The organism is Cypionkella aquatica (assembly GCF_030161095.1).
GTDB classification, from domain to species: Bacteria; Pseudomonadota; Alphaproteobacteria; order Rhodobacterales; family Rhodobacteraceae; genus Cypionkella; species Cypionkella aquatica.
In genome coordinates this window covers 575,642-597,484 of record NZ_BSPP01000004.1, presented here as the reverse complement: position 1 = coordinate 597,484, position 21,843 = coordinate 575,642, and the positions used below count along the sequence as shown (strand labels likewise).

20 protein-coding genes are annotated in these 21,843 nt (G+C 60.6%); 12 read left to right on the top strand and 8 right to left on the bottom strand.

The features are described 5' to 3' along the window. Positions 1–4: 4 nt before the first annotated feature. The gene (gene infB / locus QQJ98_RS06350; RefSeq protein WP_284324484.1) at positions 5–2,614 is read left to right on the top strand and encodes a translation initiation factor IF-2; all 2,610 of its coding nucleotides are present in this window, start codon (positions 5–7) and stop codon (positions 2,612–2,614) included. Positions 2,615–2,697: 83 nt separating this feature from the next. On the opposite strand, the gene QQJ98_RS06345 is transcribed toward infB, so the two are convergent. From QQJ98_RS06345 to QQJ98_RS06330, 4 genes are all read right to left on the bottom strand, one after another. Beyond that, positions 2,698–2,838 (bottom strand): hypothetical protein, encoded by a 141-nt coding sequence (locus QQJ98_RS06345; protein WP_284324483.1) that lies wholly within the window; start codon positions 2,836–2,838, stop codon positions 2,698–2,700. 112 nt (positions 2,839–2,950) lie between these two features. After that, entirely contained in the window at positions 2,951–3,349 is a 399-nt protein-coding gene (locus QQJ98_RS06340; protein ID WP_284324482.1) for a (deoxy)nucleoside triphosphate pyrophosphohydrolase, read from the bottom strand. A gap of 76 nt (positions 3,350–3,425) precedes the next feature. Further along, a complete protein-coding gene (argJ, locus tag QQJ98_RS06335; RefSeq protein WP_284324481.1) occupies positions 3,426–4,781 on the bottom strand; it encodes a bifunctional glutamate N-acetyltransferase/amino-acid acetyltransferase ArgJ in 1,356 nt (451 codons plus the stop codon). A gap of 98 nt (positions 4,782–4,879) precedes the next feature. Then, positions 4,880–5,728 (bottom strand): peptidylprolyl isomerase, encoded by an 849-nt coding sequence (locus QQJ98_RS06330; protein ID WP_284324480.1) that lies wholly within the window; start codon positions 5,726–5,728, stop codon positions 4,880–4,882. Positions 5,729–5,925: 197 nt separating this feature from the next. On the opposite strand from QQJ98_RS06330, the gene secA reads away from it, so the two are divergent. The 3 genes from secA to QQJ98_RS06315 all read left to right on the top strand — a co-directional run bounded on the left by secA (position 5,926) and on the right by QQJ98_RS06315 (position 11,287). After that, positions 5,926–8,640 (top strand): preprotein translocase subunit SecA, encoded by a 2,715-nt coding sequence (gene secA, locus QQJ98_RS06325; RefSeq protein ID WP_284324479.1) that lies wholly within the window; start codon positions 5,926–5,928, stop codon positions 8,638–8,640. Between the two features lie 148 nt (positions 8,641–8,788). Continuing rightward, the gene (locus QQJ98_RS06320) at positions 8,789–9,760 is read left to right on the top strand and encodes a hypothetical protein (protein ID WP_284324478.1); all 972 of its coding nucleotides are present in this window, start codon (positions 8,789–8,791) and stop codon (positions 9,758–9,760) included. An 18-nt stretch (positions 9,761–9,778) separates the two neighbouring features. Beyond that, positions 9,779–11,287 (top strand): phosphate ABC transporter substrate-binding/OmpA family protein, encoded by a 1,509-nt coding sequence (locus QQJ98_RS06315; RefSeq protein ID WP_284324477.1) that lies wholly within the window; start codon positions 9,779–9,781, stop codon positions 11,285–11,287. Here the strand turns inward: QQJ98_RS06315 and radC are convergent. The 3 genes from radC to betI form a co-directional block, all read right to left on the bottom strand. Then, entirely contained in the window at positions 11,259–12,020 is a 762-nt protein-coding gene (gene radC, locus QQJ98_RS06310) for a RadC family protein (RefSeq protein ID WP_284324476.1), read from the bottom strand. The genes QQJ98_RS06315 and radC overlap by 29 nt on opposite strands. Before the next feature lie 205 nt (positions 12,021–12,225). Then, positions 12,226–13,449: a lytic murein transglycosylase gene (locus tag QQJ98_RS06305; RefSeq protein ID WP_284324475.1), complete on the bottom strand. Its 1,224-nt coding sequence runs from the start codon at positions 13,447–13,449 to the stop codon at positions 12,226–12,228. Between the two features lie 84 nt (positions 13,450–13,533). Continuing rightward, positions 13,534–14,148, bottom strand: a complete 615-nt coding sequence (gene betI / locus QQJ98_RS06300) for a transcriptional regulator BetI (RefSeq protein WP_284324474.1) — start codon at positions 14,146–14,148, stop codon at positions 13,534–13,536. Positions 14,149–14,251: 103 nt separating this feature from the next. Here betI and choX point away from each other — a divergent pair, with 103 nt between their 5' ends. Genes choX through QQJ98_RS06275 form a run of 5 tightly spaced genes read left to right on the top strand, consistent with a single transcriptional unit; the run spans position 14,252 to position 18,645 of the window. Further along, the gene (gene choX / locus QQJ98_RS06295; RefSeq protein WP_284324473.1) at positions 14,252–15,181 is read left to right on the top strand and encodes a choline ABC transporter substrate-binding protein; all 930 of its coding nucleotides are present in this window, start codon (positions 14,252–14,254) and stop codon (positions 15,179–15,181) included. 1 nt (position 15,182) lies between these two features. Further along, entirely contained in the window at positions 15,183–16,196 is a 1,014-nt protein-coding gene (locus QQJ98_RS06290) for an alcohol dehydrogenase catalytic domain-containing protein (protein WP_284324472.1), read from the top strand. Positions 16,197–16,225: 29 nt separating this feature from the next. Next, positions 16,226–17,017 (top strand): LamB/YcsF family protein, encoded by a 792-nt coding sequence (locus tag QQJ98_RS06285; RefSeq protein WP_284324471.1) that lies wholly within the window; start codon positions 16,226–16,228, stop codon positions 17,015–17,017. A gap of 3 nt (positions 17,018–17,020) precedes the next feature. Continuing rightward, entirely contained in the window at positions 17,021–17,707 is a 687-nt protein-coding gene (locus QQJ98_RS06280) for a 5-oxoprolinase subunit B family protein (protein ID WP_284324470.1), read from the top strand. Beyond that, on the top strand, positions 17,704–18,645 hold the full coding sequence (locus QQJ98_RS06275) for a 5-oxoprolinase subunit C family protein (protein ID WP_284324469.1): 942 nt from the start codon (positions 17,704–17,706) through the stop codon (positions 18,643–18,645). The genes QQJ98_RS06280 and QQJ98_RS06275 overlap by 4 nt, the downstream gene beginning before the upstream one ends. Positions 18,646–18,648: 3 nt before the next feature. Here QQJ98_RS06275 and gndA read toward each other — a convergent pair whose 3' ends face one another. Beyond that, a complete protein-coding gene (gndA, locus tag QQJ98_RS06270; RefSeq protein ID WP_284324468.1) occupies positions 18,649–20,058 on the bottom strand; it encodes an NADP-dependent phosphogluconate dehydrogenase in 1,410 nt (469 codons plus the stop codon). Positions 20,059–20,262: 204 nt separating this feature from the next. Here gndA and QQJ98_RS06265 point away from each other — a divergent pair, with 204 nt between their 5' ends. Genes QQJ98_RS06265 through QQJ98_RS06255 form a run of 3 tightly spaced genes read left to right on the top strand, consistent with a single transcriptional unit; the run spans position 20,263 to position 21,831 of the window. Beyond that, on the top strand, positions 20,263–21,144 hold the full coding sequence (locus QQJ98_RS06265; RefSeq protein WP_284324467.1) for an SPFH domain-containing protein: 882 nt from the start codon (positions 20,263–20,265) through the stop codon (positions 21,142–21,144). Beyond that, positions 21,145–21,411 (top strand): NfeD family protein, encoded by a 267-nt coding sequence (locus QQJ98_RS06260; RefSeq protein ID WP_284324466.1) that lies wholly within the window; start codon positions 21,145–21,147, stop codon positions 21,409–21,411. Between the two features lie 9 nt (positions 21,412–21,420). Beyond that, positions 21,421–21,831 (top strand): NUDIX hydrolase, encoded by a 411-nt coding sequence (locus QQJ98_RS06255; RefSeq protein ID WP_284324465.1) that lies wholly within the window; start codon positions 21,421–21,423, stop codon positions 21,829–21,831. The last annotated feature ends 12 nt before the right edge of the window (positions 21,832–21,843 follow it).

The following is a 21,843-nucleotide window of genomic DNA, read 5'->3' as shown; positions in this document are numbered from 1 at the left end:
ACGCATGAGCGATACAGACGGCAAAAAGCCCCTCGGCCTGGGTGGCGCACCTCGTTCCGGTCAGGTGAAGCAAAGCTTCTCCCATGGCCGCACGAAAAGCGTTGTGGTCGAAACGAAGCGCAAGCGCGTGGTCGTGCCAGTGGCAGCGGCCAAACCGGGCACGCCCGGCGCTGCGGCTGCTTCGGGGTCGGCGGCGCATCTGGGCGATCCGTCCAAGCGCCCCGCTGGCATTTCCGATGCCGAAATGGAACGCCGTCTGGCGGCCCTGCGCGTAGCCAAAGCGCGCGAGGCTGAAGACGCGGCGCGCCGTGCCGAAGAAGACAAGGCGCGCGATGAAGAGCGCGCCCGCAAGCGCGAAGAAGCCGAAACCAAGGAACGCGAAGAACGCGAGCGTATCGCGGCGGCCAAGGCCAAGGCGGATGAAGAAGAGCGCCTGCGCGCCGAAGCTGCGGCTGAGGCTGTGGCCAAGGCGGCTGCCCGCAAGGCTGATGTGCTGGGCACCTCGCGCCGGCAGCCCGTGGCCGAAAAGCCCGCTGAAGCGGCGGCTCCGGCAGCACGCGGCGAGCGGGCTGATCGCAATGCACCCGCTGCGGCACCGACAGCTGCGGAAACTGCTGCCCGCGCGCCGATGGGGGCCAAGCCCGCCTTGGCCGTGCGCAAAGTGGATCGTGACCGCGAAGAACGCGAACGTAACGCCAAAGCCAAAACCGATGACGGTCGCCGCACTGGCAAGCTGACGCTGAATGATGCGCTGGCTGGCGAAGGTGGTCGCACCCGCTCGATGGCCGCGATGAAGCGCAAGCAGGAAAAAGCCCGTGCCAAGGCATTGGGAATCGGCAAGCCCGAAAAACAGTTCCGCGACGTGCAGTTGCCGGAAACCATCACGGTTTCCGAACTTGCCAACCGGATGACCGAACGTGCCGCAGATGTTGTCAAAAGCCTGATGAAAATGGGCATGATGGTGACGATGAACCAAGCCATCGACGCCGACACCGCTGAATTGGTGATCGAAGAGTTCGGCCACAAAGCCGTGCGCGTGTCGGATGCTGACGTGGAACAAGCGATTGAAGTCGTGGCGGATGCCGACGAAAATCGCATCACCCGGCCGCCAATTGTCACCATTATGGGTCACGTTGACCACGGCAAAACCTCGCTTCTGGATGCGATCCGCAAGGCGAATGTGGTTTCGGGCGAAGCTGGCGGGATCACCCAGCATATCGGCGCCTATCAGGTGAGAACCGAAAAGGGTCAGGTTCTGACCTTCCTCGACACTCCCGGCCACGCCGCCTTTACCTCGATGCGCTCGCGCGGGGCCCAAGTGACGGATATTGTGGTGCTGGTTGTGGCGGCTGATGACGCCGTGATGCCGCAAACGATTGAAGCGATTGCCCATGCGAAAGCGGCGAAAGTGCCGATGATCGTGGCGATCAACAAAGTGGACAAGTACGGCGCTGACCCGACCAAGGTCCGCACCGATCTGTTGCAGCACGAAATCGTGGTGGAGGAGATGTCAGGCGACGTGCAGGACGTGGAAGTTTCGGCCAAAACCGGCCAAGGCATCGAAGAACTGCTGGAAGCCATCGCTTTGCAGGCTGAGATTCTGGAACTGCGCGCCAACCCGAACCGGGCTGCTGCGGGTGCCGTGATTGAGGCTAAGCTGGACGTTGGCCGCGGTCCTATCGCCACGGTTCTGGTGCAGAACGGCACCCTGCGCAAAGGCGACATCTTTGTCGTCGGCGAGCAGTGGGGCAAGGTGCGGGCACTGATCAACGACAAGGGCGAGCGGATTGACGAAGCTGGGCCTTCGGTTCCGGTCGAAGTGCTGGGCCTGTCCGGCACGCCTTCCGCAGGTGACACACTGAACGTGGTGGAAACCGAAGCGCAGGCGCGTGAGATTGCGACCTACCGCGAGAATGTCATTAAGGACAAACGTGCGGCGGCTGGTGCTGCGACCACGCTGGAACAGCTGATGGCGAAGGCCAAGGCGGATCAGTCGGTGGCTGAACTGCCGGTGCTGGTGAAGGCTGACGTGCAGGGCTCTGCCGAAGCCATCGTGCAAGCGCTTGAAAAGGTTGGCAACGAAGAAGTCCGTGTCCGCGTGCTGTCTTATGGCGTGGGCGCTATCACCGATACAGACGTGATGTTGGCGGAAGCCAGCAAGTGCCCGATCATCGGCTTCAACGTCCGAGCAAATGCCTCGGCGCGGAACTCGGCGCATCAGAAGGGCGTGGAAATCCGCTATTACTCGATCATTTATGATCTGGTGGATGACATCAAGGCAGCGGCTTCGGGCTTGCTCAAGGCCGAGATTCGCGAAACCTTCATCGGCTATGCGACGATCAAAGAGGTGTTCAAAGTCACCGGTATTGGTCAGGTTGCGGGCTGTATCGTCACCGAAGGCGTTGCGCGCCGCTCGGCTGGGGTGCGTCTGCTGCGCGACAACGTGGTGATCCATGAAGGCACGCTGAAAACGCTGAAACGCTACAAGGACGAGGTCAAGGAAGTCACCTCCGGTCAGGAATGTGGTATGGCGTTTGAACGCTATGACGACATTCGTGCAGGCGATGTCATTGAAATCTTTGAGCGCGAAGAAATTCAGCGGACGCTGGCCTAAGCTTTGGCCCTCGGCAACGGGGGCATGCTACACATAAAAACGGCCGGGGAAACCCGGCCTTTTTTATTGCGCTTTTGATAGGCTCAGGATGCTTTGGCGCGGATCACTGGATAACCCACAAAGGTCTTTTCATCAACTTTGACCATGATCTTGCCATCGGCCATCTGGCCAACCAGCAAGCCTTGAATAGAAACGCAGCTTCCAACAGAAATAGTCCGCAGCATGTGCCAATCCCCCAATTAGCCTGTTCAACCTTGAGGTTAGGGGCGATTCGTTAAAATTCCTACTACAATTTCATCAACACTGACGAATTTGTGCGAAATTATCAGGCCACTTTTAAAGCCAGTCGCGAAGGATAGGGATCAACGGAAGATCAGCGGCGGGCATCGGGTAATCACGCAGATTTTGCGGGCGGACCCAGGCAAGCTTCTGGCCTTCTTGCGGCACGGGAATCCCGTCCCAGCGCCGACAGGCGAACAGCGGCATCAGCAGGTGGAAGTCATCGTAAGTGTGGCTCGCGAAGGTGAGTGGCGCGAGGCAGCTTTGCCAAGTGTCGATGCCAAGCTCTTCCTTCAACTCGCGGATCAGGGCGCGTTCCGGAGTTTCGCCGGGCTCTACCTTGCCGCCGGGAAATTCCCACAGCCCCGCCAAAGACTTGCCTTCGGGGCGTTGAGCCAACAGGACGCGGCCTTCGGGGTCGATCAGGGCGACGGCAGAGACGAGGAGGGTTTTCATGCGGGTGCTTTGCCTTGCCGAGCGCCGGGGGTTTCACACCCCCGGACCCCCGTGGGGTATTTAGGAACAGATGAAATCAAGAGCGGTAGTCGGCGTTGATTTCGATATAGCGGTTGGTCAAATCGCAGGTCCAGACCGAGCGTTTGAATTTGCCAAGCCCCATATCGACAGCGATCACCAGATCGGATTGCAGCATGTAGGCGGCACCGTCTTCTTCGCGGTAGACAGGGTTGCGCCAGCCGTTTTCAGCGACGAGGATATCGCCAAATTTGATGCTGAGCTTATCACGGTCAGCTTCGGCCCCGGCCTTACCGATCGCCGCGACGATGCGGCCCCAGTTCGGATCTTGCCCCGCGATGGCGGTTTTCACCAAAGGCGAATTGGCGATGGCCATGGCAAGTTTGTGCGCATCGCTCTGCGAGGCGGCACCGGAAATGCGGACTTCAACAAATTTCGTGGCACCCTCGCCGTCACGGATCACCTGATGCGCTAGGTCCATCATCACGCCGCGCAGCGCGGTCTCAAAGGCTTTCAGGCTGGCACCTTTCAACTCTGGTGCCACAGATTTACCGGTGGCGGCAAGCAGCAGGGTGTCAGAGGTCGAAGTGTCGCTATCGACGGTGATCGCGTTGAACGTGCTGTCGGTGTTGCGCGACAGCAGTTTTTGCAGGTTCAGCGGGCTAATTTTGGCATCGGTGAAGATATAAACCAGCATCGTTGCCATATCCGGGGCGATCATGCCCGAGCCTTTGGCGATGCCGGCGATTTGCACAGTGCCGCCGTCAACTTCGACCGTCGCCGCAGCGCCTTTCGGGAAAGTGTCGGTGGTCATCATCGCATGGGCGGCCATCTCGATGGCATCTTCGCGCAATTCTGCCACCAGTTCGGCGGTTTTGTTGGTGATTTTGGCATAGGGCAGAGGCTCGCCAATGACGCCCGTAGAGGATGAGAACACTCGGGTAGCGGGGATGCCGAGGGCTTCGGCGACGCCATTGGTGACCGCGCTGACGGCTTCATCGCCAACTTTTCCCGTAAAGGCATTGGAATTGCCAGAGTTCACGATGATCGCAGCGCCCAGATCAGCCGGGGCCTTCAGCGCCAGTTTCGCCTGACAATCGCGCACGCATGCCGAGCGGGTGGTCGACCGTGTGAACACGCCCGCCATCGCCGTGCCTGGGGCAAGGCGCACCAGCATCACATCCTTGCGATTCTGGTATTTGATGCCGGCCTCTACGGCGGCAAACTCGACGCCTGCGATCAGAGGCAGCGCTGGAAAGCTGGCGGGAGCGAGCGGCGAGATCGGCTTGGCCTTTTTCACCTTGGCGACAATTTCGGCCGCAGCCTCGACCAATGGGGCTTCGACAGCAGTGGCCACGGCTTTCAGCTTGGCTTTCAGCGCCTTGACCTTGGCCTTCAACTCTTTCTTCGCCATCGCGACCCCCGATTCAATATCGTTTTCATGCCATTCGGCGCGCAAACCGCAATGGGTTGCGCGCCGATGTTTAGCGTTTTAGCGCGCTTGCGTAACTATTATTTATCAAGCAGCGCGGCATCGCCGAGGAATTTCGGATCAATGCCCTCACCGGGTTTTTCGATCTTGGCGGCTTCGGTCAGCGCTTTAATATGCTCTTCCACCACCTTCTGCTCGATGCCCTGCGCCAACTCGTCGCGCAACTCATCCAAAGTCGGCTTGGCGGCGACCCGGGTTTCGCTGACAAGGATCAGGTGCCAGCCGAAATCGGATTTGATAGGGCCGGAAACTTCGCCCACTTTCGAAGCCACGACCGCATCTTCAAACGGTTTGACCATGGCACCCAGACCGAACCAGCCCAGATCACCGCCCTGCGCACCAGACCCGGTATCGGTGGAATTGGCCTTGGCCAGATCGGCGAAAACTGCGCCCTTGGCGAGTTCGGCCTTCAGCTCATTCGCCTTTTCCTCGGTATCCACAAGGATATGCGCCGCGTGGTATTCGGTGCCGGGCTTGGAGTCCTTGAATTTCTCATCATAGGCTTTTTGCAAGGCCTCGTCGCTGACAGCCGCCGTTACAACCGGCTTTAGGGCAGTGTTGGACAGATAGCTGCGACGGTCATTTTCCAGCTGCAGCGTGTCTTTCTTGGTCAATTTATCGGCGACGGATTGCTCCAGCACCGTCTGTTGCACCAACTGATCCAGAATACCCTTGAACAGCACGTCCGGCGGCAGGGATTTATATTGCTCGGGCAGGCTTTCGCGGGCGACGATCATGTTGCCCAGCGTGATATTGGTGCCATTCACCGTGGCGATCACCGTGTCAGCGGTGGGATCCTGAGCCAGAGCCGGGGCTGCAAGGGCGAAAGAAAGCGCCATCCCTGCCATAAACCGCATCGCTTTTGCCATCTCACACTCTCCTGATCAGTCCGCAACCCTGCGCGACGTTGACTATACCGGGCCATACCCTTACATCGCACGGGTCGCGTGTGACGCGGGATTGCCCAGTCTTGACGCCCTTCTACGGAAGGCTTCTGAGGCGGGCAAGTCAGAGCCTCACACGATATTGTCAATACCGGTGATCGATACGGCCGGGCGGAGAAAACATGCTGGGTCTTGGAACGCTTGCGCGGAAGATGTTTGGAACGCCGAATGACCGCATGGTCAAGTCGGTGCGTCCTTTGGTGGCGAAGATCAACGCGCTAGAGCCGGAGTTTGCGGCGCTGAGCGATGAGGGGATCAGGGCGAAAACCGCCGATTTCCAGAAGCGGATTGCGGACGGCGAAAGCCTTGACGCGCTGCTGCCCGAGGCCTTTGCGAATTGCCGCGAGGCTGGCAAGCGCGCCTTGGGTCTGCGGGCGTTCGATGTGCAGCTGATGGGCGGGATTTTCCTGCATCAAGGCAATATCGCCGAAATGCGCACGGGCGAAGGCAAGACGCTGGTGGCGACGTTCCCGGCGTATCTGAACGCGCTTTCGGGCAAAGGCGTGCATGTGGTGACGGTGAACGACTACCTTGCCAAGCGCGATGCCGAATGGATGAGCAAGGTTTATGGCGCTTTGGGTCTGACCACTGGCGTCGTCTATCCGTATCAGGGCGAAGGCGAAAAGCGCGAGGCGTATCGCGCCGATATCACCTACGCGACCAACAACGAGTTGGGCTTTGACTATCTGCGCGACAATATGAAAGCCTCGCTCGAAGAAATGGCGCAGCGCGGCCATAATTTCGCGATTGTGGATGAGGTGGATTCGATCCTTGTCGACGAGGCCCGCACGCCCTTGATCATCTCTGGCCCAAGCCAGGATCGCAGCGAGCTCTATCAGCAGGTCGATGCGCTGATCCCGCTGTTGAACGACACCCACTACAAGCTGGATGAGAAAACCCGCAACGTCACCTATTCGGAAGACGGCAACGAGTTCATCGAAAATGCTTTGCACGAGGCTGGTATCCTGCCCGAAGGTCAAAGCCTGTATGAGCCTGAAAGCACCACCATCGTGCATCACGTCACGCAGGCTTTGCGGGCGCACAAGCTGTTCACCCGCGATCAGCAATATATCGTTCGAGATGGCGAAGTGATGCTGATTGACGAATTCACTGGCCGGATGATGAAGGGCCGCCGCTTGTCGGATGGCTTGCATCAGGCGATTGAAGCCAAGGAAGGCGTGGCGATCCAGCCAGAGAACGTGACTTTGGCGAGCGTGACTTTCCAGAATTACTTCCGGCTTTATGACAAACTCTCGGGGATGACCGGCACCGCCTCAACCGAGGCTGACGAGTTCATGGAGATTTACAAGCTGGGCGTGGTCGAAGTGCCGACCAACCGCACCGTGCAGCGTAAAGACGACCATGATGCGGTGTACCGCACCGCGCGCGAAAAGTTTGAAGGTGTGGTCAAGACCATCAAGGAAGCCCATGCGACGGGGCAGCCGATTCTGGTTGGCACCACCTCGATTGATAAATCCGAGGCGCTTTCGGAAATGCTCAAGGCCGCGGGCATCCCGCATAACGTGCTGAACGCGCGTCAGCATGAGCAGGAAGCGCAGATCGTTGCAGACGCAGGCAAACTGAACGCGGTGACGATTGCGACCAACATGGCGGGCCGTGGCACCGATATCAAACTGGGCGGCAACGTCGAATTCAAGGTGATGGAGGCGATCACCGCCGACCCGCATCTGCATCCCGATGAGGTCCGCGCGCGCGTCGAAGGTGAGCATGCAGACGAAGAAGAAGCGGTCAAGAAGGCTGGTGGTTTGTTCGTTCTGGCCACCGAACGTCACGAATCTCGCCGCATTGATAACCAGCTGCGCGGGCGCTCGGGCCGTCAGGGTGATCCGGGGCGGTCGTCGTTCTTCCTGAGCCTTGAAGACGATCTGATGCGGATTTTCGGGTCAGAGCGTCTGGATGCCGTGCTGTCAAAGCTCGGCATGAAAGAAGGCGAAGCGATCATTCACCCTTGGGTCAACAAATCGCTTGAGCGTGCACAGGCCAAGGTCGAAGGCCGCAACTTTGACATCCGCAAGCAGCTGTTGAAGTTCGACGATGTGATGAATGACCAGCGCAAGGCGATCTTTGGGCAGCGCATGGAAGTGATGCAGGCTGAAGATCTGGGTGAAATCGTGATGGATATGCGCCATCAAGTTGCCGAAGATCTGGTCGATCACTACATGCCTCCGAAAACCTACGCTGACCGTTGGGATGTTGAAGGCTTGCACGCAGGTCTGGGCGAGAAAATGGGCCTCGATCTGCCTGTCGCCGCTTGGGCCGCCGAAGAAGGCACCGATCAGGAAACCATCCGCGATCGCATCGTTGCCGCCAGCGACGCCATGATGGGTGAAAAGCTGGAAGCTTTCGGGCCGGACACCATGCGCAACATTGAAAAGCAGCTTTTGCTGCAAAGCATTGATGCGAAATGGCGCGATCACTTGCTGCGGTTGGAACATCTGCGCTCGGTCGTGGGCTTCCGGGGCTATGCGCAGCGTGATCCGCTGAACGAGTATAAGACCGAAAGCTTTACGCTGTTTGAATCGATGCTGAACTCTTTGCGCCAAGATGTGACGCAAAAGCTGGCCCAGATCCGCCCGATCAGCCAAGCCGAGCAAGACGCGATGATGCAACAGTTTATCGCCCAGCAGCAGCAGGCGCAGGCCGCCGACAGTGAGGCAGCACCCGCCGCGCCCGACGCCGCACCCGCGACCGTTATGGCGGCTTTGGCTGGCTTTGTTGAAACCGATCCCACCACTTGGGGCGATCCGGGCCGCAACGACCCCTGCCCCTGCGGTTCGGGTCAGCGGTTCAAAGCCTGCCACGGCAAGCTGGTCTAATCCGATCCGTCTGATCGTTTACAAAGGGCAGCTTCGGCTGCCCTTGCCCATTTATTGCCCCCGATTTCGGAAACATTCCTTGATTACGCCGCATCGCCGCCGCGTTTGAGGGCCAGAACTCGCCAAACGGATTTCGCAGGAGGAACCGATGGCAGTTGATATGAAGCGCAGATTGATCCGTGGCGGCGCGGTGATCGCGATTGCCCTTGGGGCCGGGCAACTGGTGCAGGGCATGTCGGACAAAAAGCCCGCCCCCCGCGTGGCAGAAGGCCAACTGTCGCAAAAGCCCACAAAGCTGGAGCGTGTCGCCGCCACCGATGTGACGGCTAAGCCCGAAGCGATGCTGGCGAAACCCGCAACGCCAAAGGCCGCAGAACTTCCCGCCCCGGTGGCAAAGGCCGCACCAGCGCCAGAGGCAAAGCCCGCCCCGATTGAGGTAGCCAAAGCCGATGCCTGCCCAGTGACGCTAGAGCTTGCCAACAGCGAAAACGCCCTGATCGCAGTCACTCTGATATCGCCCTGCCACGCGAATGAGCGGGTTGTGCTGAAACACGCGGGTCTGACAATCAGCGCCAAAACCACCCTGACCGGCGCTTTGTTCACCGATCTGCCTGCGCTAGAGCAAGACGCCTCGGTCGAAGTGATGTTCAAAGACAACACCTCGGTTCAGGCCAGTGTTGCCGTGCCCGAACTGGCCAGCCTGCGGCGCTTTGCGGTGCAATGGCAGCAAGATGACGCTTTCCAACTGCATGGCTTCGAGGATGCCTCGGATTTCGGCGGCGCGGGGGATGTCTCGGCTGCAACACCGCACCAACCGGCGGCTGGTGTGCCTGCGAAGGGTGGTTTTCTGACCGTTCTGGGCGAGGTATCAACCGATCTGCCAATGCTCGCGCAGGTTTACACCTATCCGAAGGACAGCAAGGCCAACGCCGAGATCGTCATCGAAGCCGCAGTGACCGACGCGACCTGTGGCCGCGAACTGCTGGGCCAGACGCTGCAAACCGCCAATGGCGCGGTCAAGATCACCGATATGTCGCTGGCGATGCCGGAATGTGATGCGGTGGGCGATTATCTGGTGTTGAAAAATCTTGTCCCGGATATGACTATCGCTGCGAACTAAGGATCGGGCGGACGTTTTATGATGGGTTACTGGCGCGCGGCGATCATCGCCGCGCTTCTGCCTTTTGCGGCAGCCGCGCAGGACGTCACGCTGACCTCGCGCGATGGGGCGCTGGCGATTGCGGGCACGTTGCAAGGCTATGATGGCGAGTTTTTCCGCATTGAAAGCAGCTATGGCCCGCTGACGATTGATGCATCGGGCGTGATCTGTGATGGCCCCGCCTGCCCCGATCTGACCGCCCCGAAAGCCGTGATCCGGCTGGTGGGTGAGGCTGATGCTGGGGCCGCTTTGCTGCCGCCGCTGATCGCCGCCTTCGCAAAATCGCGCGGTTTGATCTATACTGCGCCGGTCACACCCGCTGCGGTGGCCGTGCTGACCGATCCTGCGACCAACAAGGTTCTGGCCGAGATCTCCTTTCGCCCGCTGCCCCCCGACCAGGCCCGCGCCGAGTTGAAGGCAGGGCGGGCCGAGTTGATGGTGGCCTCGGCGACCGAACCTGATCTGGGGTCAAAGGCGGTGGCGCTGGATGCTTTGGTGCCGGTTGTCGCGGGCGATAATCCATTGCCGGGGATTTCCACCATTGATCTGGCCCGCGTTCTGGCTGGCGAGGTGAAGAACTGGGCCGAGGTGGGCGGGCCGGATATGCCCATGATTTTGCACGGTTTGGCGCCTGACAGTGACCTGCAAAAGGCGCTTTCGGCGCGACTGGGACGCGATCCGGTGGCGACGATCACCCATGACACCTTGCATGATCTGGCGGCTGCGGTCGCGAAAGACCCTTGGGCGATTGCCTTGACGGGCCGGGCTTCGGTTGGTGATGCGAAGCCTTTGCCGCTGTCAGACAGTTGTGGTTTTCCGTTGTTGCCCAGTGGCTTGGCTGTCAAGGCCGGAGACTATCCGCTGACGCTGCCGGTGTTTTTGCTGACGCCACGGCGCCGCCTGCCCCTTATGGCGCGCGAGTTTCTGGATTTTCTGGCGCTTCCGGTGGCGCAGGCGGCGGTGGCGCAGGGCGGCTATATCGACCGCAGCCCGGAAAGTCAGCCGATGACGGCGGACGGGTTGCGGCTCATCAATGCCATTCAGGGTGCAGGTGAAGAGACGACTTTGGCCGATCTGAAGCGGCTGGTTGATCTGATGGATGGCGCGGATCGGCTGTCGCTGACCTTCCGGTTTCAGGATGGCACATCCGCGCTGGATGCCGCCAGCCAAGACAATCTGGCAGACCTTGCGCGGTTGATTGAAGCCGGTGTTTTTCGCAACAAGCGGTTGATTTTGGCTGGTTTTTCGGATGGATCGGGCGCTGCCGCCACCAATCTCGATCTGTCGCAAGATCGCGCGCAGGGTATTCAAGACGCGCTAAAACAAGACGGCGTGTCAGACGCGGCGCTGCCACAAGTCGAAGCATTTGGTGAGGCTTTGCCGATGGCTTGCGATGAAACGGCTGCGGGGCGCAGGCTTAACCGCCGGGTTGAGGTGTGGTTGAAGCCTTCGTTCAAACCTACAGATACCCCGCCGAACGAAAACTAAGCTCGCGGCTTTTGCCGATGATCAGATGATCGTGCAGGGTGATGCCCAAAACCTGCGCGGCCTCTTGCACTTGCAGGGTCATGGTGATGTCGGCTTGCGATGGGGTGGGGTCGCCGGAGGGGTGATTATGCACTAAAATCAACGCGGAAGCATTAAGTTCCAAGCCGCGTTTCACCACTTCACGCGGGTAGACCGGAACGTGATCCACCGTGCCCTTGGCCTGTTCTTCATCAGCGATCAGCACGTTTTTACGATCCAGGAACAGGATGCGGAATTGCTCGGTCTCGCGGTGGGCCATTGCGGTATGGCAATAATCCAGCAGCGCATCCCAACTGGACAGCAGCGGGCGGTTCATCACGCGGGCGCGCATCATCCGCTGGGCGGCGGCTTCAACGATCTTCAACTCTTGCACCACGGCTTCGCCGACGCCTTTGACCATCATCAGCCGCGCAGGCACCGCTGTGACCACGCGGTTGAAATCACCAAAGGTATCAAGCAGTTCGCGGGCAAGCGGCTTCACATCTTGCCGGGGAATGGCGCGGAACAGCAGCAGTTCGAGCAGTTCATAATCCGGCATCGCGGTCGCACCGCCTTCCATGAACCGGGTGCGCAGGCGTTTTCGGTGATCGGCGATATAGGACGGCAATCTGCCGGGCAGAGCGCTGCCGACAGCCTCATCCTCGGCTGCGAACAGCGGCAAGGTGGCTTCGTGAAAGGCGCGGGGTTTGCTCATGCCCGGCAGGCTGCCATGACAGTGGTGAAGGAATAGTTAACGCGATTTTTGGGTGCGGCTTGCGGATGTTCGGCAAAACCCCAGCGAATCAGGGATTAATGCACTGAAATCCTGCGAAAAAGCCTATATGGAAAAGGGCCATATTGCGTATGGAAAGCGGCCATACTTTTTACGGGAATAGGCTGCCTTAACGCGCCGCGCGGTGTTACAGCATCCGCAACAAATCCATGCTGGGCTGCCCGGTCACCGGCAAGCCGCGCGCGCGTTGGAAATCGCTGATCGCGGCGATGGTTTTCGCGCCCACGACGCCATCCGAGCCTTGGGTGTCAAACCCCGCTGCGGTTAGCTTGCGTTGCAGGCTTTGCCGATCTGCCAAGGTCATGCCCTGCGCATCCGGGCCGAAGGCCGCGCGCAGCGGGCCTGCGCCATTCAGGCGATCGGACAGATAGCCGACGCCCAAAGCGTAATTCTCGGCATTGTTATAGCGCAGGATCACGTTGAAGTTTTGATAGAGCAAGAACGCTGGGCCGCGCGGCCCCCCCGGCAGCAGCAAGGATGCCGCGCCATGCCCGCCCAAGCTGCCATTCACCGCCCGCACGCCCAAAGAGGCCCAATCCGACCGCCCTTTGCCGCGCCCGGCAAGGCCGGTGTCAAAGCCGCTGGGCAACGTCACCTCTTGTCCCCAAGGCTGACCATGGGTCCAGCCGTTTTTCGACAGATACGCGGCGGTCGAGGCGAGCGCATCGGTTGGATCATCGCTCCAGATATCGCGGCGGCCATCGCCGTTGAAATCGACCGCGAAGGCTTGGTAGCTGGTCGGGATGAACTGGGTGTGGCCCATCGCACCCGCCCAGCTGCCAGTCATGTTCTGCACCGTGGTATCGCCGTTTTGCAGGATTTTCAGCGCGGCCACCAACTGCTGTTCAAAGAACGCGGCGCGACGGCCCTCATAGGCAAGGGTCGCCAAAGCCGAGATCACCGGAACATCGCCGCGCCTTGTGCCGAAAAAGCTTTCCAGCCCCCAGAAGGCGGCGACGACATGCGGCTCGACGCCATAGCGGGCCTCGACCGCGCGCAGGGTGCCCATCTGCTGTGCCAGCACTTGCCGGCCCATGCTGAGGCGCTCGTCACTGGCGGCAATGGCAAGGTAGTCTTCGGTGGTGCGGGTGAATTCGGTCTGGTTGCGGTCTTTCTCGATCACGCCGGGGATAAAGCCAGAAGCGCGGAACGCAGTGCTGAAGGTGCTGTCCGAGATGCCTTTGGCCGCGGCGCGGGGCCGGAACGCCTGCACCCAGGTGTCAAACCCCGCATCGGGCACCATTGGCATCGCGGCTGGAGCCGAGGGGCTGCGCATGCTGCCGCCGCCGACACAGGCTGACAGCCCAAGTGCCGCAAAACCCAATGAGAAATTGCGCCGTGTGACCTGCATGAAACCCTCCACCAAACTGCTTTGCACAAGCTTAAAGGATTTGCGGCAAAGGGCAAACCGATGGCGGGCCTTTCCGCCGAGAGATCACGCTGCCTGCAACTGCGCCTGTTCCGCTTCGGTCAGAAGGGCCACCGCGACGCTTAGCACAAGGGCGGTGCAATCGGTGCTGATCAACGCTTCGCCAGTGGCGCGGCGCAGCCATAACCCGTCGATCATCGTGCCAAGCGCCAAGGCGATCTGCTTGAAGCGTGCGTCAGCCAGCACGTCGCGGAACACCGAGGCAAGGTTGGATTGCAGCCGTGCGTAGAAAATCCGCTGCAACCGCACATAGCGGATATTGGTGGAGGATGCCGCGCAGACCGACAGCCAAGCGTTGGCGATATTGGGCTCGAACAGGCCTTCGGGGAAGTTTCCGGCGATGATCGCCTCTAGCCTGCCCCAGCGGGTTGTGGCCTGCGCAAGGCCAGTCGCCACAGCCTCCATCAACACGCGGTTGTTCAGGCGGACCATGGCGAACAGCACATCTTCCTTGCCTTTGAAGTAGTAAGACAGGATGCCCGCCGACATGCCCGCCTCTTCGCAAATCCGCTTGGTGGTCATGCCGCCAAGCCCGTGCTGCATGAACACGCGATGCGCAGCCTCGATCAATTCGCGGCGGCGCAGGTCTTCGATACGGGTGCGAAAAGCGATTTTGGTCATGGTTTTTCATAGCAGATCAAAAAACTGAACGCACATACAATAATTTATATTGACGTATAAATTTTGCCTGCGCAGGCTTGGGCCAGCAAACGGAGGGAAACCCATGCGCAAGGTTCTGGCAGGAGTGTTGATGACGGCGATGGCTGTGGGGGCGGCGCAAGCGGCTGAACCAGAGGCCTGTAAGGCGGTGCGGATCTCGGATTTGGGCTGGACCGATATCGGCCTGACCAATGCCACGGCCGAGGTGATTCTGGATGCCTTGGGCTATGACGCCACGCAAACCTTACTCAGCCTTGATGTCACCTTCGTGTCGATGGAGCGCGGCGATATCGACGTGTTTCAGGGCAACTGGCGGCCCTTTCAGGACGTGCAATACGCGAAATTCTTCGACGATGGCATTGTAGAGCGTTTGGGGATGAACCTTGAAGGCGCGAAATATACCCTTGCCGTGCCGAAATATGTGGCGGATGCCGGGATCAAAAGTTTCGACGATCTGGCGGCGCATGGCGACCAGTTCGGCAAGAAGATTTACGCGATCGAGCCGGGGTCGAACCAGCCGCTGCTGGATATGGTCGCGGCCAATGCACATGGTTTGGGCGACTGGACCATTGTTGAAAGCTCGGAGGCTGGGATGCTGGCGCAGGTTGAGCGCGCGGTTTCAGCAAAGGAATGGGTGGTTTTCCTGGGCTGGCAGCCGCATCCGATGAATGTGGTGCAGCAGATTGGCTATCTGGCCGATGGCGATGCAGAGTTTGGACCGAACTTTGGCGGCGCTTCGGTCTATACGATTGCACGGCGCGATTATGCCAAGACCTGCCCGAATGTCGGCAAATTCTTCAGCCAGCTGGCGTTTAACATCGACTATGAAAACGCCGGGATGCAGATGATCATGGGCGAGGGGATGGAGTTTCCAGCCGCCGGCACTGCGATGATGGCCAAGCACCCCGACATGCTGGAGGCGTGGCTGAAGGATGTCACCACCTTTGACGGCCAGCCCGGCCTGCCTGCGGTGAAGGCCGCACTGGGTCTGTAACATGGCCTTGATGCGCGCGGCAGTGATGAATGGCTTTGGCCAACCCTTGCGGTTGGTCGATCTGCCGGTACCGGCGCCGGGAGCGGGGGAAATCCTGATCCGGCTGGAGGCGAGCGGGGTGTGCCATTCCGATGTGCATATCTGGAAGGGCGAGACGCAGGCTTCGGTCGCACCCGATCCGTTCATTCTGGGGCATGAGGGTGTCGGCGAAGTTGCCGCGATTGGCGCGGGCGTCGAAGGCTGGGTGATTGGCCAGCGCGCCGGGGCGGCTTGGCTGCATGACACCTGTGGCACCTGCGATCTGTGCTTGGCGGGCGAGGAAAGCTTTTGCGCGGCCCAGCGCGCGCATGGGTTCAACGTGCCGGGAACGTTTGCCGAATATGTGGTGGCCAAGGCGGCGTTCGCTGTGAAAGTGCCTGCAGGAGATGGCGCTGCACTGGCGCCGCTGATGTGTGCGGGGCTGACGGCTTATGGTGCGATTGAGCGGGCAAAGCTGGTGCATGGTGAAACTTGCGCGATTTTTGGCTGTGGTGGTCTGGGCCTGTTCGCGGTGCAACTGGCGGCACGGCGGGGCGCGCGTGTTGTCGCGGTTGACAACGACCCCGCCAAATTGGAACTGGCGCGGCGCTTGGGGGCCAGTGCCACCGAACTTGCCACTGCCACCCTGCCCGACACTTGGCCGCAGGTTTTGCGTGCGCATGCCACGATCAATTTCGCCCCCACCACCCGCACTTGGCCCGCGATGCAGGCGGCGACACGACCCTTGGGGCGGATCATCGCAGCGGCGATGGTTGCCGAACCGGTGCCGCTTAGTCACGAATGGCTCACATGGACCGGGATTACCCTGACCGGCACCAGCGTCGGCACGCGGGCGCAGATGGCGGAACTGATGCACCTGCATCAGGAAAGCCCGCTGGAAAGCCCGGTTGAAGTGATCCGCCTGCAGGATGCTTCGGAGGCATTGCTGGCCTTGGATCAGGGGCGCGCGAAAATGCGCTATAGCATCGCGTTCTGATCCCTTGGACCTATGGGTTTTTCGCGGCTATGCTGCCATTGCAAAAGCCGGAAAGTCACACGATGCACATCGACCTGAACTCTGATCTTGGCGAGGGCTATGGCCCGTGGGCGATGGGTGACGATGCGGCCATGCTGGGGCTGGTCAGCAGCGCCAATATCGCTTGTGGCGGCCATGCCAGCGACCCCGAAACGATGTTCCACACGCTTCGACTTGCCGCGCAGAATGGCGTAACCGTCGGCGCGCATCCTGGCTATAGCGACCCTTTGGGCTTTGGCCGACGGGTGATCCCCATGGCCCCGGCAGAGGTCGGTCGCATGGTAGCGGCGCAGATCGGCAGCCTGCAGGGCGTGGCGGCTCTGGCCGGAACCCGCGTCGCCTATGTCAAACCGCATGGCGCTTTGGCCAATCTGGCCGCTGATGATCGCGCCGTTGCGGATGCGATTGCCTTGGCGGTCAAGGCGATCTCAGCTGATCTGGCAATCCTTGCCATTTCGGGAACCGCGTTGGAGCATGCCGCCCGCGCCCATGCGATCGCGGTTTACTCCGAGATTTTCGCCGACCGTGGCTATCTGCCGAATGGCCGTCTTGTGCCGCGCAGCCAGCCGGGAGCGATGATCCACGATCCCGAAGCCGCCGCTGCACGCCTGTTGAGCTTTCTTGAAAGCGGTCTGATGCCTGTGGTCGGCGGTGATCCGATCCCACTTGCGGCGCAGTCGATCTGCGTGCATGGCGACAGCCCCGGCGCGGTTGCGATGGCCCGCCATATCCGCGCGCAACTGACCGCTGCGGGCGTCACTATCGCGCCTTTTTTGCCCTAAACCATGCAGCCCACACCACAAGCGCCACTCTTTCGCCCCTGCGCCGAGCGTGCGGTGCTGGTCGAATTTGGCACAACGCTGGACCCCGGCGCCCACAATGCGGTGCTGCAGCTTGATCAGGCGCTGACGGATACCCCCTGCGCGGGCTTCGTCGAATCAGTGCCTGCTTTCATCAATTTGCTGGTCGTGTTTGACCCGTTGCTGACCGATCACCCCAGCGTCACCGCCCATCTGCGCCATCTGCTGACCGCTGAAACCGCCCCGCGCGCGCAACCAGCCCAGCGCGAGGTTCAGGTCTGCTACGACGCCGATCTGTCGCCCGATCTGCCCGCCGTCGCCCAAGCCTGCGGTCTTACGCCCGATGCGGTGATCAACGCGCATCTGGCGGGCGATTACGCGGTGTTTTTGTATGGATTCGCCCCCGGCTACGCCTATCTCGGCGGCGTGCCAGAGGTGATACGGCTGGACCGCAAGCCAAGCCCGGTGGGGGGTGTAGCAGCAGGGTCGGTGATTATTGCGGGCGCGCAATGCCTTGTCACCACGCTGACAATGCCAACAGGCTGGTGGATCATCGGCAGATCGCCCACCCGCATCCTGACAGGCGATACCGCCCGCCCCTTCCTGTTTGATGTCGGCGACAAAGTGCGGTTTCGCCGCATTGCCCGCGCGGAATACGAGGCCGCAAAATGACCGAAGCCAGCTTTCGCGTCAGCTTTGCAGGCCCGCATGTCAGTATTCAGGACCAAGGCCGCCCCGGCCTGATGCGCTATGGCGTCCCCGCCTCGGGCCCGATGGATCGCCGCAGTTTTGCGGTGGCACATGCCGCCCTTGGCAACGCAGCCGGGCAGCCCGGTATAGAGGTTTCCTTGGGCGGTCTGACCCTGCAGTGTGAAAGTGGGGCTGTCACAGTCGCCTTTGTTGGCGGCGGTTTTATCGCGGAAACCAAGGCCGGAAAGTTGGGGGCGTGGCAGGTTCTGACCCTGACGGCCGGAGATGTGTTGAACATCCGCCCCGGTCCGTGGGGGTCGTGGTGCTACCTTGCGTTCATGGGAAATCTACAAGCAAATGAGTGGCTTGGCAGTCATGCCACGCATGGCCTCTCTGGCTTTGGCGGCGGGAAACTGGCAACCGGGCAAGTCCTGACCATCGCCGATGCGCAAACCCGCGCCGATCTGCACGGCCCGATTCCCTGCCCGATCTGGGCACGCCCCCGGCATCTGTTGCGCTGCACGCTTGGGCCACAGGATCGGTTTTTCGCGGCGGACACGCTGGCTACATTCACCTCGGCGCGGTTTGAGACCACCGATGCCTTTGATCGCATGGGTCTGCGCCTGCGCGGCCCTGCCATCGCGCCAGAAAATGCGCTGTCGATCCCGTCCGAGCCGATTTTGCGCGGCGCGGTCCAGGTCTCGGGCGATGGGGTGGCGACGGTGCTGCTGTCAGATCACCAGACCACTGGCGGTTATCCGAAGATTGCCACCGTATTGGCCTGCGATCTGAATAGCTTTGTGCAATGCCGCCCACGCGATGCTGTGGCGTTTCAAGCCATCAGCCCGGAACACGCCGTCGCAATCACCCGCCACGATGCGGCGGGGTTTGCGCTCTATATGGAACGCTTTCGGGGCTGAGCCTTAAAGCCCATGGCCGGCCCAAGGCCCGTGTTTGTCGGCGATGCCATCCACCCGCTCAAACCCATGCGCGCCGAAGAAATCGCGTTGGGCTTGGATCATGTTCGCGGTCGAACGCCCGGTGCGCATCATATCAAACCATGCAAGGCCCGAGGCCAGCGCCGGAACCGGCAACCCGCTGAGCGCACCCGCCGCAATCACCTGACGCAACGCGCCATGCGTGGCTTTCAGATGGTCAGCAAAGAACGGCGCCAGCATCAGGTTGCGCTCTGCATCTTCAGTCAAAGCCGTCGCCATATCGTTCAGCATCGACGAGCGGATGATGCAGCCCTCGCGCCAGACCCGCGCGATTTCGGGCAAAGGCATCGGCCAATCAAAAGCTTTCGACGCCGCCGAGATCAGCGCGAAGCCCTGCGCATAGCACAGGATCTTGCCCGCGATCATCGCTTGTTCCAGCTGCGCCAAGGTCACGTTTGCAGTCTTTTGCGGGGCGGCCCCAAAGACCGCCTCACCCGCCAGACGTTCCTCAAGCCGCGACGACAGATTGCGCGCCATAACCGCCGCCTCAATCGCGGGGATGGTGGCGGCCAGTTGCTGCGCTTCGATCACCGTCCAGCGGCCAGTGCCTTTTTGGCCCGCGCGGTCCAAAATCATATCCAGCATCGGTTTGCCCGAATGGGTATCGGTAGCCGCGGCAACTTCGCCTGAAATCTCAATCAGATAGGATTGCAGCGGCCCCGTGTTCCACGCCTTGAACGTCTCTGCAATCGCTTGCGCCTCCATGCCCAAGCCGTCACGCATCACGCCGTAAACCTCGGCGATCATCTGCATATCGGCGTATTCAATGCCGTTGTGCACGGCTTTGACGAAATGCCCTGCCCCGGCTGGCCCCATGTAATCGGCGCAAGGCTCGCCCTTATACTTCGCCGCAATCGCGTTCAGGATCGGAGCAACCCGGTCCCAGTCGCTACGCAGACCGCCCCCCATGATTGCCGGACCATGCCGCGCGCCCTCGGCCCCACCCGACACGCCAATGCCAAGGAAATGCGGGCCTTTGATCGCAGCCGCAGCCGCGCGGCGATCGGTGTCGTGGAACAAGGCGTTGCCTGCGTCGATGATCAGATCATCCGCGTCCAACAGCGGGGTCAGATCGGCGATCATCTCATCCACCGGATCGCCCGCAGGCACCATCAGGATGATGGCGCGCGGTTTGGCAATCGCCGCGACCAGATCGGCCAAAGTCTCACATGGGGTGATCTTTTCGGCCAGCACACCCGCCTCGGCCTTGAAGCCATGCGTCACCGATGCGGTGCGGTTCCACACCGCAATCGGAAAGCCCTTTTCTGCGATGTTCAGCGCCAGCATTGCGCCCATTGTTCCAAGGCCGATCAGGCCGATTTGCGATTGGGTCATGATGTGTCCTCTGACGCGGTTCAAGCGATGGCGCTTTGGCTGGCCGCAATGTGAGCGATAACAGGGGGAAAGGTCAAACCGAAAGGTATCCCGCCGCATACCGTCACCACCACCAAAAACAGCCACCCGTTGCGCAAACTTCGATTCCAAGGCACCTTGTGGCAGGGCACCCTCTGCCTATTTGATTTGAAACAGGAGATTTTCATGGATTTTGAGCAATTTCTCGGCAGCGGCGCGGTGTTTGCCGCAATCGCGCTTTTCATCATCGTCGCTTTGTTCAAGGCCATCCGCATCGTGCCCCAAAGCGAAAAATATGTGGTGGAACGTCTAGGCCGCCTGCGCTCGGTGCTTGGGCCGGGCATCAACTTTACGGTTCCGTTTCTGGACCGGGTTGCGCACAAGGTGTCCATTCTGGAACGCCAACTGCCCACCGCGCATCAGGACGCGATCACCACCGACAACGTGCTGGTCAAGGTGGAAACAAGCGTGTTCTACCGGGTGATTTCGCCCGAAAAGACCGTCTACCGCATTAAGGATGTCGACAGCGCGATTGCCACAACCGTCGCCGGGATCGTGCGTTCGGAAATCGGCAAGATGGAGCTTGATCAGGTGCAATCCAACCGCAACGAACTGACCGCGAATATCCGCGAGCATGTCCGCGCCATGGTCGAAGATTGGGGGATTGAGGTGACTCGCGCCGAAATCCTCGACGTGTCGCTGGACGAAGCCACCCGCCACGCGATGATGCAGCAGCTGAACGCCGAGCGGGCGCGGCGCGCGCAAGTGACCGAGGCCGAGGGCAAAAAGCGCGCGGTCGAACTGAACGCCGATGCAGAGCTTTACGCAGCCGAGCAGGAATCCAAAGCGCGCCGCGTGCTGGCCGATGCCGAGGCTTACGCAACCAGCACCATCGCCGAAGCGATCAAGGAAAACGGTATCGAGGCCGCGCAATATCAGGTGGCGCTGAAACAGGTCGAGGCTTTGACGGCAGTTGGCCAAGGCTCGGGCAAGCAAATGATCATTGTGCCGGCGCAGGCTTTGGATGCGTTTGGCGATGCGTTCAAGATGTTGAAAGGGCGCGGATAAATGTGGACGATCTGGTGGGTTTGGATCGCTGGCGGCTTTGCCTTGGGCGTGGCCGAAGTGCTGCTGCCCGGCTTCATCTTTCTTGGCTTTGCTGCAGGCGCGGTGCTGACCGGGGTGCTGTTGGGCATCGGTCTGTCGGTGAGTTTGCCGCTGACCTTGCTGATCTTTGCTTTGCTGTCGCTGGCCGCGTGGATCGCGCTGCGCGCCACGGTTGGGGTGCAAAGCGGACAGGTCAAGCTGTGGGACAAAGACATCAATGACAACTGATCTGCGCTGATGGATTTTAGGGGATGCAAGGCGGCGCTGCTGTGCCGTGACGCTTTGCTGACCTATCTGCGCGACGACAAGCCCGGACTGCCTTGGCCCGCGACTTGGGATCTACCGGGCGGCGGCCGCGAGGCCGGCGAGACGCCCGAGGAATGTTTGTTGCGTGAGCTGTATGAGGAATTTGGGCTGCGGTTGCCGCCTGCGCGTTTGATCCTGCGCGAAGTTTGGCCCAGCATGATTGACCCCGCACAGGTTGCAGTGTTTTTCGCGGGCCATATCACTCCGGCTGAAATCGCTGCGATTCGTTTTGGTGATGAGGGCCAGTATTGGCAAATGATGCCAGTGGAAGTGTATCTGGCGCATCCCCAAGCCATCCCCGAACTGCAACGCCGTGTTGCCGCCGCAGTCGCGGTTTTGTAGGGTAAGCGGCGA